Annotated in this window: 12 protein-coding genes and 1 pseudogene; 3 read left to right on the top strand and 10 right to left on the bottom strand. The window is 56.4% G+C overall.

The window, feature by feature from the left end; all coding sequences use genetic code 11:
- Positions 1 to 225 precede the first annotated feature (225 nt).
- The 9 genes from pxcA to NW851_RS06895 form a co-directional block, all read right to left on the bottom strand.
- Positions 226 to 1,611, bottom strand: coding sequence for a proton extrusion protein PcxA (gene pxcA / locus NW851_RS06935; protein WP_414333693.1), 1,386 nt, complete (start codon positions 1,609 to 1,611; stop codon positions 226 to 228).
- Positions 1,612 to 1,739: 128 nt separating this feature from the next.
- Positions 1,740 to 3,143: a glycosyltransferase gene (locus NW851_RS06930; protein WP_414333694.1), complete on the bottom strand. Its 1,404-nt coding sequence runs from the start codon at positions 3,141 to 3,143 to the stop codon at positions 1,740 to 1,742.
- Between the two features lie 82 nt (positions 3,144 to 3,225).
- Complete coding sequence (locus NW851_RS06925; protein WP_414337396.1) at positions 3,226 to 3,342, bottom strand: photosystem II reaction center X protein; 117 nt, start codon at positions 3,340 to 3,342, stop codon at positions 3,226 to 3,228.
- A gap of 96 nt (positions 3,343 to 3,438) precedes the next feature.
- On the bottom strand, positions 3,439 to 3,792 hold the full coding sequence (locus NW851_RS06920) for a ferredoxin-thioredoxin reductase catalytic domain-containing protein (RefSeq protein WP_414333696.1): 354 nt from the start codon (positions 3,790 to 3,792) through the stop codon (positions 3,439 to 3,441).
- A 283-nt stretch (positions 3,793 to 4,075) separates the two neighbouring features.
- Positions 4,076 to 4,480 carry a universal stress protein gene (locus NW851_RS06915; RefSeq protein ID WP_414333698.1) on the bottom strand — a complete coding sequence of 135 codons (405 nt, stop codon included), beginning with the start codon at positions 4,478 to 4,480 and terminating at the stop codon, positions 4,076 to 4,078.
- Between the two features lie 203 nt (positions 4,481 to 4,683).
- The gene (locus NW851_RS06910) at positions 4,684 to 5,427 is read right to left on the bottom strand and encodes an alpha/beta fold hydrolase (protein WP_414337394.1); all 744 of its coding nucleotides are present in this window, start codon (positions 5,425 to 5,427) and stop codon (positions 4,684 to 4,686) included.
- Between the two features lie 167 nt (positions 5,428 to 5,594).
- The gene (locus NW851_RS06905; protein ID WP_414333701.1) at positions 5,595 to 7,175 is read right to left on the bottom strand and encodes a chlorophyll a/b binding light-harvesting protein; all 1,581 of its coding nucleotides are present in this window, start codon (positions 7,173 to 7,175) and stop codon (positions 5,595 to 5,597) included.
- A 48-nt stretch (positions 7,176 to 7,223) separates the two neighbouring features.
- Positions 7,224 to 7,733 (bottom strand): flavodoxin FldA, encoded by a 510-nt coding sequence (fldA, locus tag NW851_RS06900; RefSeq protein WP_414333703.1) that lies wholly within the window; start codon positions 7,731 to 7,733, stop codon positions 7,224 to 7,226.
- A gap of 56 nt (positions 7,734 to 7,789) precedes the next feature.
- Positions 7,790 to 8,824 (bottom strand): chlorophyll a/b binding light-harvesting protein, encoded by a 1,035-nt coding sequence (locus NW851_RS06895; protein WP_414333705.1) that lies wholly within the window; start codon positions 8,822 to 8,824, stop codon positions 7,790 to 7,792.
- 385 nt (positions 8,825 to 9,209) lie between these two features.
- Here NW851_RS06895 and NW851_RS06890 point away from each other — a divergent pair, with 385 nt between their 5' ends.
- On the top strand, positions 9,210 to 10,430 hold the full coding sequence (locus NW851_RS06890; RefSeq protein ID WP_414337392.1) for an imelysin family protein: 1,221 nt from the start codon (positions 9,210 to 9,212) through the stop codon (positions 10,428 to 10,430).
- A 42-nt stretch (positions 10,431 to 10,472) separates the two neighbouring features.
- Positions 10,473 to 11,846 (top strand): di-heme oxidoredictase family protein, encoded by a 1,374-nt coding sequence (locus tag NW851_RS06885; RefSeq protein ID WP_414337391.1) that lies wholly within the window; start codon positions 10,473 to 10,475, stop codon positions 11,844 to 11,846.
- Here NW851_RS06885 and NW851_RS06880 read toward each other — a convergent pair.
- Complete coding sequence (locus NW851_RS06880; RefSeq protein ID WP_414337390.1) at positions 11,843 to 12,517, bottom strand: Fe2+-dependent dioxygenase; 675 nt, start codon at positions 12,515 to 12,517, stop codon at positions 11,843 to 11,845. The two genes, NW851_RS06885 and NW851_RS06880, sit on opposite strands and share 4 nt — an antisense overlap.
- Before the next feature lie 155 nt (positions 12,518 to 12,672).
- Here NW851_RS06880 and NW851_RS06875 point away from each other — a divergent pair.
- A pseudogene (locus NW851_RS06875) lies at positions 12,673 to 12,785 on the top strand (IS630 family transposase); the annotation flags it as partial.

Below are 12,785 nucleotides of genomic sequence, written 5' to 3'. Positions count from 1 at the left end.
AGAACTCAAATTAGGGCTGTTTCCAACGGCAACGAAACGACTCGTTAGGCCGATCCCCAGCTCCCCTCTCCCTCTGGGAGAGGGGCTGGGGGTGAGGGCAACTCCCTCTGGGAGAGGGGCCGGGGGTGGTCGCGTGAGCGGCGCGGAGCGCTTGGGCACCTCTGGGAGAGGGGCTGGGGGTGAGGGCAGCGGCCCAGATTCTCCAATGAAGGCAACTGCGAACCCTCAATCGTTCATGGCATGGTAGGTGGCCACCGCCGACGGCGATACGCGGTTCAAGTAACGGAAGATCCAGTACTTAAAGAGCGTATCCAGAAAAACGGGAAAAGTGGCAATAAAGCCGTAGATGAAATTGCGGTTTTCGGGCAGGCCCAGGTGGGCAGCTAAGCTACCCAGAAGCACCTCCCAACCGTGGGGTGAGTGATAACCCACAAAGACATCGGTAAAAAGAATAATAATGAAAGCCTTAGCACTGTCACTGAGGCCATAGATCAGGCGATCCAAAAAAGACTTAAGAACCTCAATTTCTTCGCGCCCGATAAAGATCAGCCAACCAAATACCGCCAGCGATAGCAAGTCGGCAAAGACGTTCTTCAGGCCTTCCAAATTCTTGCGACCGTATTTTTGCAGCAACTCCTCGGCCTTCCTGGACAGTTGGTCTTCTGATTCTAGGTTGGGCTCTGAAGATTGGTGGTGTAAAGCCTGCTCAAACTCTATTTTTTCCTTGAAAAACTCAAACTCGGAGAGAGCTTTCTCTTGAAATTCGTAGCTTAGGGCTACGAGGGTGGGTTCCTGCGGCTGCAGGCGATCCACCAACGGTCCGAACAGGAATTGTTTCGAGAAAATCTGGACAAGCAGCGGCAAAATGGCCAACAACAACAAAAACCGAACTGAGACCAGCGTGCGCGTGCGAGACTCACGGTACTCCTCGATCAGCTCCTCTTCTGCTTGCGAACTCAGCTCACGGCGGATCTGGTTGGCCGTGCGCAGAATAGAGCGGGGCAAGATGGCGGCTTTAGAGGCAGCCGGAGCAGCGCTGCTGTCGGCGTTGGTCTTAACAGGACTCGGCTTGGCAGGCTCTTCAGAAGCAGGGGGACGGGTTGAGATCAGTGGTTCAGGCTGGTGGGGAAGCTTGGGTGGGGCGGCAGGGCGCTTGTATCGCGAGGTCACCTGATCGATAAACTCCAGCTTTTCCAAAATCGAGGGATCCGGACTTTGCCGGCCATTTGCAGCATCTTGGTCCTTGTTCTCGGAAGAGCCGACCTCGGCAGCGGGATCTTTTTGAGCGCTTGGATCTTTGCCGGGATCTTTATCGGCAGAGAAGCGAGGGCCACTGCCATTTTGCGCGGGATCCGGCAGGCGAGAAAAGACGCTGCTGGCCCTGAACTCCGCTAAACTAAGATCGATCTGGCGCAATTCCTGGCGCAATTGGATCTGAAAGTAGCGGCTGGTGTTTTGGCCGTGGGTTCCGTTGTTGCCGATGGGCTCTCCCTGAAAGTAGCGGTCTTCGATGGCTTTAATGCGCAGGGCAGCATCATAAGCTCGATCAAGGGAACGTAGGGGAGTATTCGAGATCCAGTGCCCAATTCTGCTCAATATGGATTCCCCCATTGCTTCTTTCCTGCGGTGCTTCTTTGTGGGGCCGATCCACCCAGTTCATTGATAGCCAACTATTGTAACAATCTCCAGGGGGGCGGGGTGACCCACCTTCTGGGAACTTGAGGGCCATTGGCGTTGCCTCAGGATCCCTTGAAGCGCTTGAGGGCAAAAGCGCAGATCTGCAGCAGCCGCAGCCCATCCCGCACGTGTTGGATGTTGGAGCGGCCATAGGTTCTGGGAAAATAGCGCACGGGGATGTCCAGGATCTTGAGGGTGCGCTTGGCCGCCCCCAGCAACAGGTCGAAATCCCCAAACGGGTCAAAATCCCCCCACTCTTGCCGCAGCTTGACAATCTGCCAATAGTCCTCTCGCCACAGGGCCTTGGTGCCGCAGAGGGAATCTTTGATGCGGATGCCGAGAATGTGGGAGAGGAGAGCGGCAAAAAAACGATTGGCCCACTGGTTAAGGCGCGGCATTGCTTCTGGTTTCAGGGGATAGACCAGGCGGCAGCCGTTGGCAAAGTCGCACCGCCCAGAGGCCACCGCCCGGAAAAACTTGGGGAGGTCTTCCGCCTGGACGGTCAAGTCGGCGTCGAGAATGATCAGTACATCGCCACTGGCTGCGGCAAACCCCTTGCGCACTGCATCTCCCTTGCCCTTGCCCTCTTGCTGGAGAGCTTGGATAGTGCGGATCCCCTGGTATTCGGCCTGAACCCGCTGGATCTCGGCCCAAGTGTCGTCGCTGGAATGCCCCTCCACAAAAATGATCTCAGTTCGGGATCCCATCTCGGGCAACTGCTCCACACAGCGGCGGATGTTGCCCGCCTCGTTGCGGGCCGGGATCACCACTGTGCAAGAAGGTTGCTCCTCAGGGGGGGGATCCCAGGCGGGATCGGGCTGGAGGCGGGCAATCGTATATTCGGTCAGGCAGAGGGCGTTGATCCCAGGCAAGGGGGCAATGAAGTGGTTGATCAACGTCGAGAGCAATGGGATCCGCCGCGGCAGCAACAGCCGCTTGCCCTGCTGAATGACCTCGTACCCCGCCAGGTGCAGCAGATTGGCCACATCACCAGCCGAGAGCCAGTTGGCTGCCGGCAGAGGCATGCGCTGCTTGAGGACAGTCGCCAGGCCCAGCAGCGGCTCCCAGAGGGGGTTGTGGTGGGAGAGGATCAGCCGGGTACGCGGCGTACAAAAACGGCGCAACTGCTGGAGAACCTGCTGAATATCGGCCAGGTAGCCCAGGGTATTGACGAGCAAAATAACATCAAAAGGCCCCGCCAAGACCGGATCCCTTTCGTCTAGCCGGTGGGCATCCTGCACCCGGAAGTGGAGATGGGGAAACTGAAACTGAGCTTGGGCAACGATCTCCGCGTCCCAGTCGATCCCCACGCCAAAACCGGGCTGCAAAGCGTTGAGCAGGGATCCGGTGCCGGAGCCGATTTCGAGAATGCGCAATCCTGGAGGAACGAAGAAGCGGTGCAGCCGCTCTAGATCCTCGTGGTAGTAGCGGTTTTTTTGCCGCCAGTAGTGCAGAGGGTGGGTCAACGCTCCCAGGATGTCGCCAGATCAGCTTTTGATCATAAGGGGTTGTGAGCGATCCGCAGACAAGCCCTGGCGAGGGGGAGACTCAGCGACGACGCACCCTATCTCTTTGGCTGACGAAGATGATGGCGCCGAAGAGAGCCCCTAACACAACTGCGCCGTACACCAAGCTCCAGAGAAAGTTAGCAAGTGAGGGAGTCATAAAAAGAGTTTCCTCCTCCTGCGACTATCGACTACCCAACTATTTCCCGATTATACCGGTCTTTGTCGCTCAACCCAGAGACAGACCCATTGCCAACTATTTGGCCTGGTACTCTAGGGGCACCTCCTCTAGGGTTTGGCTGGTGCCGGCAAAGGGGTTGTCTGGGGTTAAAAAGAGCATACAGTGGCATTCTTTTCGCTCCCGCATGGGTACACAGGGGCAATTCCAATAGCCGGCTTTTGCTTCTGCCTCTTTGTCTTCATAAAAACGACAGGGACATAGCGGGGCGCCCAATTGCTCTTTGTGTAGAGCCAAGCCCTCGATCACCGCGGTCGTAATCGAAGGATCGGAGCAGAAAAAAGTGTCAGTGCGTTTGGCGTAGGTTTCTGCGAAGTGCCGCATCACCTCAAAGCTTTTCTGCGAGGACTTGTTATAACCACGACTTTCCATGACGATTCTCGGAAGGGAACTGACCGGCTGTTGCTAACAATGAGGCTCACAGCTTCTTCCGGCGACACTTTCTGAAGTCAATACAGATGTGCGCATACCGGGATCTGATCCTGCAGACCGCCCACAAAGTCGGACAAAGCTGCATCTCGCTCTTCGTTGTACTGCAAACTCTCAGATAAGCCAAAGAATAATAGCCTTGCTGTTACACAAGGCAACATTTAGACTGGGCAAGAGCCCCCCTTGAAGTACTCTCCAGGATAACACTTGCCGGGATCCTTGCCCCTCAGGGCACCACCAGCACCGGGCAAGGGGCGAGGTCGATCACCCGGTGGCTGACGGAGTTGTTCCGCCCCTCCGCAGACAAGCTGAGGCCACGGGATCCCATCACGATCAGGCTGATCTCCAGCTCGTCTGCCACATCGCAGATCACAAAGGGCACTTTTCCCTCGCGATACTCGCTCTTGACGCTGCTGATGCCAATTTGCTGTAGGCCCAGCTCCGTCTGTTTGAGCAGGTTCTGGATGTTCTGCCGGGCTTGTTCTGCCCGCTCCGCGTCCAGCTCCGCAGCATCCAGAACCGAGAGCAGGTACACCTGACTTTTGTAGCGCTGCGCTATGTCTGCCACTAAGGGCAAGGCGTGGCTGGTCTCACGCGAGTTGTCGATGGGAAAGAGCAGTTTGTCGAACATAGTCGCGGATCCCACAGTCAAGCCCATTCCCTATCCAAGTCGGGGGGCCGGCCTCATTCTATCAATTTTACCGGCAGCTCAATGGCCTCCTTCCACCCCTGCCCGTTTTTCTGTTGTGAGGGGCTCGACCTGGGCGGCAAACGGAGCTCCTCCAGTGTTTGAATGAGCGGCCATGTCCATCATCCCGCGAAGATCCAGCCGCCTTAGGCCATGCTGGGCTGAAGTTTGCGCAGTTCCTGCCAAAAATCCATGATTTTCAGATTGACCAAACTTGGAAAAGAATAGTGAAAAAAGTGTCGCCCTCCAGGGCAAAGCCACATTTGATCCCCCGGCTTTAAGTGGTTTTTCCACTTCTCGAGCGCAGCAGGATCCACAATGGGGTCATCCTTGCTGGCGCAAACCAACATCGGCACCGAAACTTTCCGAGCTGGAATCGCTATCACCTGAAATAGGGAGTGAGGTATGGGGGAAGTATCTAAGTCTTTAGCCAGAGCATGGGAGAGTGAGCGCGCTCGCCACTGTTCTGAAGTGGGCAGAAGGCTCTGGGCTATACGCACCAGGAGCTGTTCTCGGCTACAGAAAAACATTTTTCGTTGCAGGTAGAAATGGGCGTGCCAGGTAGCGGCAGGCTGATCGGACACTGCCAGCAGGGTCAGAGACCGTACCCGTTGGGGATAGTGGCACGCGAAAAGATAGGCGACCACCCCGCTCAAGCCATGGCCGATGAGGTGCACCGGTCGATCCCAAGCCTTCAGGTATTCGTATAGTAGCGTCACGACTGTCTCTAAACTACAGGGCTCATCCTGGGTTTGGTGATACTCCCAGTAGGCCACACGGAAACATTTTCCCAGGGATCCCAGCAAAGGTCGGTCGAAAAGCTTGAGACTGGGAGAAACACCCAAATAAAGTGCCTCAAAAGAGAGCGCGGAAGCGGAACCTAAACTCATTTTGGCCGTCCCATTTCGACTGTCGAAAGATTGAAGCCGGTGGCTGACAAAAGCTTCACAAACAAGAGTTCTAGAAATCGGCAGAACTATCCAAACCGGGCAGATCGGGACAGAGAGGAGGGGATGAGGATCTCCCCTCCCCTGCTTTGAGAAGCCTCAACCCTGCTTTACAGCCCCGGCAAAATCTGGGCTACCACATCGCCGCTGCTCAAGAGCATGTAGGCAAACAGGGCACCGCCAACACCGCCCACCAGAAACCCTCCGGCCAACTGGCTCCAACCGGCGCGGGTGCGCAAGTTTTCGGGCAAGTCCTCCGAGCTTGCCGGCAGGCGCACCGGCTGAGGGGATCCCTGCGATTCCGCCATCAGTTGCACCCCTGGCGTCGGATAGGCCACCTCGCCGTAGGGGGTATTGAGCACCGCTACCAGCCGCGAGCGCGGAAAGGACACCCGTCCGTAAACGGAGAGACAAACCGTCAGGATCAGCACCAGGCCGATGGTCGCCAGCGTCCCTGCTGTCAGGGCCTGCTCCGAATCCCGCAGCGGACTTAGCTTGTAAAACGGCCCCACCAGAAAGTACCCATGGGCCATGCCAATCTCCAAGCCACGCAGAAAGGGCGACAAGCCCTCCCGGTAGATGGGCAGGTTTTGCAGCAGCAGCAGGGTGAGATCCCCCTGGTTTACCGGCGTCTCCAAGTTGCCCACCTGCGGATCTGTGGCTCGCACCCAGCCCCCGCGCTGGAAGTCAAAGCCGTTGGCTGCCGCCCGCGCCCGGATGGCATGCCAGATGTGCCCTGCCAAAAACAGGATCCCCAAGACAAAGTGGGCTGTGGCCAACCAGGTGCGGCTGCTCACCACACCCATCTCGTCGGCAGCCAGCCCCAGCGGCCCGTAGAAAGCCACCGGATAGGCAATCTCGTTGACGCTGACAAAATAGGCCGCCAAGATGCCCATGTAGGCCAGGGCCCCCAGGCTGTAGGAGAGGTAGGCTTCGCCCGAGTAGATCAGGATCTGCTTGGCCCAGGCAAAGGGCCGTGTGGCTATGTGCCACCATCCCCCCAAGACGCAAAGCAGGCCAACGTAGATGTGCCCTCCCACCAGATCTTCTAGGTTATCCACAGCAGCCATGCCCTGCTGGCCCATCAGCGGCGTCAGGTAGGCAAAAATCCGCAGCGGATTGAGGGTGGGATCCGTTACCACCCGCACGCGGCCCAGGTGAGCATCGTACAGCCCTCCCCAGAAGAGCGCTTTGGCCACCAGCAACCACGCCCCCAGCCCCAACAGCAGCAGGTGGATCCCCAGGATGGTGGTCATCTTGTCGTCGTCTTCCCAGTCGTAGCCGAAAAACTGGGCCAAGGTTTCTCCTTTGGGCAGCACCTCCGGCCCCAAAAGGGCATGGAAGATCCCTCCTGCCCCCAGCACCGCCGAGGCAATCAGGTGCAGAACGCCCACCACAAAAAAGGGATAGGGATCCGTGGCCACCCCCTCTGCATTGACGCCGATACCCAACGTGGCCAAATGGGGCAGCAAGATCAGCCCTTGGCTGCCCATGGGCTGAGCCGGATCCCAGTGGGCCACTTCAAACAGGGTCATGCCGCCGGCCCACAGCATGATCAACCCCGCATGGGCCACGTGGGCCCCCAGCAGCTTTCCGGACAGATTCACCAAGCGAGCATTGCCTGCCAACCAACTGACCTGAGGGGATCCCTCGGCAGAGGTAGGTGATGAAGATAGAACTGCGCCAGTCATGACAAACTCCCACAGTATCCACAACAAGTTAAGAAGCCGGGTTTGAGATTACAGATTGAAGAGTGTTTTGAGTTTGGCCGTCCACTCTTTAATTCGTTTTTCCGTCAGCTCCGGCTGATTGTCTTCATCCAGGGCAAGGCCGACAAACTCGCCGTTAACCACTCCCTTGGACTCATTGAACTCGTAGCCCTCTGTGGGCCAGGAGCCGACATTTTTGCCGCCACGCTCGGCGATTTTTTGGGCCAGGATCCCCATGGCATCTTGAAAGTTGTCGGGATAGCCTAACTGATCCCCAACTCCAAAGTAGGCCACCGTCTTACCGGAAAAATCGATTTCATCCAAATTGGGAAAAAACCCATCCCAATCGGCCTGCAGCTCCCCAATGTTCCAGGTTGGACAGCCGATAATTAAGTAGTCGTACTTCTCAAAGTCCTCAATACTGGCTTCGGCAATGTCGATCAAATCCACCTTGTCTTCGCCCAGCTCTTTTTGAATCATCTCAGCAGCTCTTTCGGTATTTCCGGTTTGAGTGCCGAAAAATAGACCTATTTTTGCCATTGCTCCTACCTCGAAACTGCAAGTGCAAAGCCCAAAATTAGATGGCCAGATTGTCGTTAGACCTGCTGCGCAGCAAGCTCTACTCTGCCAGTACGGAAATTGAATCCTCGTGCTTTTAGGGCATGGAAAAGGTGACCCTGAAGGAAGAAAAAGGCCAGCCAAAAGTGGGCATTGGCCAGCCAAACCCTAGATGTGAGAGCCCCCCCTTGCTCAAAAAAGGGATAGCGATCCAAGCCCACCCGCAGCAGCGGCCCATAGAAAACTTCGGGATAGACGACGGGATTGACGGCAACCCAATAGGCGGCAATAAACCCCATCAAGGCCAAAGCTCCCAAGCTGTAGGAAAGATAAGCTTCCCCAGACCAGACAAAAATCCGTTCTGCCCAGGCAAAAGGCTTGGTCACGATATGCCAAATCCCACCTGCCACCAGGAGCAGGCCCAGCCAGAGGTGGCCGCCCACCACGTCTTCCAAAGTGTCCACCCCGGCTATCCAATGGCGACCTTCCGTGCCCAGCAGGTGGCCAAAGGGGTTCCAGTTGGGAGCCACTAGGCGCACTTCTCCCGCCACCGGGTCGAACAACCCGCCAAACACCATTGCCTTGAGCACCAAAAGCCAGGCTCCCAGGCCCAGCAGCACTAGGTGGATCCCTAGGATGGTGGTCATTTTGTCTTTGTCTTGCCAGTCGTAGCTAAACAGGGGAAAAGCTTTGGGATCCAGCACCGCCGGCCCGCGCAGGGCATGAAAAATGCCCCCAAACCCCAAAAAGGCAGAGCTGATGAGGTGGATCGCTCCCACCGCAAAGTAGATATCCGTATCCAAAACTTCCCCGCCGGATCCCACCCCCAGCCCCAAGCTGGCCAGGTGGGGCAAGAGAATGAGCCCCTGCTCATACATCGGTCGGCTGGGGTCAAACTTAGCCAACTCGATCAGGGTCATCGCCCCTGCCCAGAGAACGATCAGCCCGGCATGGGCCACATGCGCCCCCAGCAGCCGGCCAGAAAGAACGGTCAAACGGGCGTTGCCCGCCCACCAGGGGATCTGTTGTTGCGAGCTAGATCCCCCTTCTTGCTTCGGTATCGTCGCTGTCATCTTCGCTCCTCTTGCGTTTCTAAACAAGCTTGCTTGGGAAAAGGCCAGAGACTTTGCCCCAGGCCCGCCTCTGGCCGCACGGACACATCCTTTCGAGACACGCAACCAACTATTGAGAGTAAGTCTCAATAGCAAGCTGTGACTCACTCTAGGCTTCTTGAGAGAAGATATCAATATACCTGGGGTTAAATTTTGTTAAAATCCAGGTTAACTTCGCCTTCCACAGCTTTTGTGCGCGGCAGTTGTCCCTGAAGGGTTGGGCCTAAGCGAGGGATCCCGTGGCAACCGGTGGTAAAAATCTCTCTTTTCTTAAGATTGAGTCTCAATAGCTAGGTTACAATCAAGCCAAAGTTGGCCAAGCCGAGGGGTAAGGAGCCCAGAGGAGATGTCGAGATATCTGAAGCTGTGGACGGGGATAGGGCTTTATGTTCTGGTTAGCGGGGCTGCTTGCGGGGAAAGCCAAAAGGATCCACCGGCCCTGAGCCAGGCCTCGCCCCAGCAGGCGGCTCAAATGAACCCAGAGTGTCGGCCCATCCCGGTGGATGGCGGCGGCGAGGGTGGGGAAGGGGGAGAAGAAGGAGCGGGCTCTGGCCGGCCAGCCGTTGTGCTCTCTCCTGAGCAGCGGTTTCAGGATCGGCAGATTTTGATCGACTTTGCCGATCAGGTGGTGATCCCTGCCTATGAGCAGTTGGCCGCCGATACCCAGGCCCTGTCTCAAGCCATCCAGGCCTTCGTGCAAGATCCCAATTCCCAGACTTTGCAAGCGGCTCGCCAGGCTTTGTCTGTTGCCCGTCTAACGTGGGAGGAGAGCGAGGCTTTTGCCTTCGGGCCGGCGGCCTCCTTGGGGCTAGATGCGGATTTGGACGAATGGCCCCTGAACGAGGTGGAGGTGCTGGAAGTTCTCAACAGCGGCGATCCCCTCACTCCAGAGACCGTGGCCGAGTTGGAAAGCGGGCAAAAGGGATTTCATGCCGTGGCCTTCCTGCTCTTTGGCGTGGATAACAATAAGTCCTTGCAAGACTTTACCGAGCGGGATCGGGAGTACTTGGCTGCCCTTGGCCCGGTTTTGGCGGATACGGCGGAAAAGCTACTCAAGAGCTGGACAGAGGGCGTGCAAGGGCTGCCTGCTTTTCGCGAAGAATGGGTGAAAGCCGGGGAGGGCAGCAAGAGCTACCTGACGCTGCAAGCTGCTGCTGAAGAAATAGCCCAAGGTATTCTCAGCATGTTGGACGAGCTGGGCAAGGTCAAAATTGGCAAAGCCTTCGCCCAGCAAAATCCCTTTCTCTTGGAAAGCCGCTTTGCCCACCATTCGCTGCCGGAGTTTCAGGCCAACCTGCGCAGCGTCCAATATGCTTACTTGGGTGGATTTAGGGATAGAAAAGGTCGCGGCCTCAGCCAATTTGTCCGGGACATCAACCCCAATTTGGATAGTCAAATTCAGTCGGAGTTACAAGCAGCAGCGGCGGCTCTCCAGGGGATCCCTGACCCTATCGAAAAAAGCCTTTGCGATGCCAATGCCCGTGGATCTATTACCGCCGCTATGGAAAAAATTGAAGACGCTTTCGATAACTTTGCTCAGGAAGTTGTGCCGCTTCTGCAGCAGTAGGAAAGTCCGAAAAGAGTTGAGTTGCCGCTATTTTGATAGCCTATGCGTCGTCTTCTCCAGATGTTCATGCTGGGATTGGCCTCTCTTTGGGCAGCGAGCTTTCTGGCTTTTTCCGCCGGCCTAGATGGATCCCAGCCATTGCCCCCGCAAGCGGGTGGCGAAACAACCCTTTGGAACCGCACCTCAACAGCCTACGAGCAGCCGGCCCCCAATTTGGATCCCCGCTGGGCCAGGCTGCATGCCCTGGGGGACATTGCCTTTGAGGCCAACTTTGTAGCGGCTCCAGCGCCTGTTAACCCCGGCCTTGGACCTCTGTTCAACAACAACTCCTGCGCCGGTTGTCATGTCAAAGACGGCCGCGGTCTACCCGAGAAAGGACAGCGGGTGGTTAGGGTGAGCCAGGTTGGATCCCTGGATAGAAGTGGGGATCCCCGGCCTTTTGGATGGGAGGCCATGGCTCCTTATGGCAACACTCCCCCTGTGCCCGGCATCGGCACGCAGATTCAAGAAAAGGCCGTTCGAGGCTATCGGCCAGAGGCCAAGGTGGAGTTGCACTGGGTAGAGCAGACCGGGCAGTACGCCGACGGAACCGCCTACAGGCTTCGTTCTCCTGTTGTGAAGCTGTTGACTCTGAAGGGATCGCCGATTGAGCCTGTCCTCATCTCCCTGCGGATCCCCCAGCCGGTGTTTGGAGCGGGCCTACTGGAAGCAGTTCCCGAGTCTGCAATCCTAGAAGCAGCCGATCCCGACGACACTGATGGGGATGGCATCTCTGGCCGCCCCAACTCTGTTTGGGATCAAGAGCAGCAGCGTCTGGTGCTGGGACGGTTTGGTTGGAAAGCCAATACCCCCAACCTCAGGCAACAAACTGCGGCCGCCTACGCCAACGACATGGGTGTCACGAATCCTCTTTTTCCGGCCGCCGATGGCAGCCAAGATATCGACGAGGACACTCTCCAAGCGACAACCGTTTACGTGCAAACCCTGGCCGTGCCTGGCCGCGTCCTTTGGCAGGATCCCCAAGTTCAGCGAGGTGAAAAGCTCTTCGTCCAAGCCCAATGCGCCAAGTGTCACCGACCAGAGCTGCACACCAGCATTCATGAGATCGCTGCCCTGGCCAACCAAGTCATCCACCCCTACACCGATTTGCTGTTGCATGACATGGGCGAAGGACTGGCAGATGGCCGCCCTGACTTTGAGGCTACGGGCCGAGAATGGCGCACCCCCCCTTTGTGGGGCATCGGCTTGTCGCAGACAGTTCTGCCCTACTCCGGCTATTTGCACGATGGCCGCGCTCTCAGCCTCGAGGAGGCCATTCTCTGGCATGGGGGAGAAGCTGAACGCTCCCGCGAGATCTTTAAAAATATGGCTGCTGAAGACAGAGAAGCCCTGCTCTATTTTCTTCGATCCCTCTAGAGCTCCGCCCATTTCCGCAGCAGGTTCGCGTAAACTTTGGAGACCAAATCAAAGTGGCGTGTCTTGCCCGATTCCTGAAACATCTGCAGCCGCACAGTCTCTAAATCAAAGAGGATCTCGCGTTCTTGCGGATCCCTAATTAGGCTTTGAACCCAACTGACGACAGCATAGCGGATCCCGCGGGTTACAGGCTCAACTTGGTGCAAGGTCGAAGCAGGATAGAGAATCAAGGCGCCCGCCGGCAGCTTGTAGGCTCGTTCTCCTTCGCTACTCTCAATTTTTAGCGCACCACCCTCATAGTCTTCGGGGGCACTCAGAAATAGGGTAAAGGAAATATCTGTACGCATAAGCTGACGCTGATCAACCATAAGCGCATCGTCGGTATGAGTGCCGTAAGACATGCCCGCTTCGTAGCGGCTAATCAAAATAGAATGAATGAGCTTGGGCCGAGCAGCCATCTGAAACAGCAAATTGCGCTCTAGAGCTGCAAAGACAATCTCCTGAATCTTCTGGTGCTGGAGGAATCCCTTAGGAATCTGCCTATTATTTTTGACAAGCCTGGCATTCCAGCCAGCCGTCAGGGCACCATCTGCAAATTCAGCATCGGATGTAATGGCCAAGGTTTGTTGCAATTCTGCTAAACTGAGAACATCGCCAATACACAAGAGCATTGTCAACCTCTAAAGATCAAAACATGCAACACCTTCTACACTAGCAAAACAAAGCCTATAGAAATCATGCCTGTTTCAAACGCTCCTTGAAAACCTCAAGTACAGCCTGTTAATTTAAAATAGGGTACAGATTTTAAGAGGAAGGAGAGAAGGGAATGCCAACCCATTCTTTGGATCTACGGCAAAGAGTTGTGGCAGCTTATCTGGCAGGTAAGACCTCTATCCGCCAGGTAGCCGAACGGTTCATGGTGACCAAAAGAACAGTACA

This window comes from Synechococcus sp. H55.7, assembly GCF_047462395.1.
GTDB lineage: Bacteria > Cyanobacteriota > Cyanobacteriia > Thermostichales > Thermostichaceae > Thermostichus.
Note: the sequence above shows the minus strand (reverse complement) of the source record. Positions and strands in the feature narration are given on the sequence as shown.

Excerpts from the sequence above, each read along its gene's own strand:
- pxcA (WP_414333693.1), bottom strand. The coding sequence starts at position 1,611 with ATGGGGGAATCCATATTGAGCAGAATTGGGCACTGGATCTCGAATACT.
- NW851_RS06925 (WP_414337396.1), bottom strand. The coding sequence starts at position 3,342 with ATGACTCCCTCACTTGCTAACTTTCTCTGGAGCTTGGTGTACGGCGCA.
- NW851_RS06920 (WP_414333696.1), bottom strand. The coding sequence starts at position 3,792 with ATGGAAAGTCGTGGTTATAACAAGTCCTCGCAGAAAAGCTTTGAGGTG.
- NW851_RS06915 (WP_414333698.1), bottom strand. The coding sequence starts at position 4,480 with ATGTTCGACAAACTGCTCTTTCCCATCGACAACTCGCGTGAGACCAGC.
- NW851_RS06910 (WP_414337394.1), bottom strand. The coding sequence starts at position 5,427 with ATGAGTTTAGGTTCCGCTTCCGCGCTCTCTTTTGAGGCACTTTATTTG.
- NW851_RS06905 (WP_414333701.1), bottom strand. The coding sequence starts at position 7,175 with ATGACTGGCGCAGTTCTATCTTCATCACCTACCTCTGCCGAGGGATCC.
- fldA (WP_414333703.1), bottom strand. The coding sequence starts at position 7,733 with ATGGCAAAAATAGGTCTATTTTTCGGCACTCAAACCGGAAATACCGAA.
- NW851_RS06895 (WP_414333705.1), bottom strand. The coding sequence starts at position 8,824 with ATGACAGCGACGATACCGAAGCAAGAAGGGGGATCTAGCTCGCAACAA.
- NW851_RS06890 (WP_414337392.1), top strand. The coding sequence starts at position 9,210 with ATGTCGAGATATCTGAAGCTGTGGACGGGGATAGGGCTTTATGTTCTG.
- NW851_RS06885 (WP_414337391.1), top strand. The coding sequence starts at position 10,473 with ATGCGTCGTCTTCTCCAGATGTTCATGCTGGGATTGGCCTCTCTTTGG.
- NW851_RS06880 (WP_414337390.1), bottom strand. The coding sequence starts at position 12,517 with ATGCTCTTGTGTATTGGCGATGTTCTCAGTTTAGCAGAATTGCAACAA.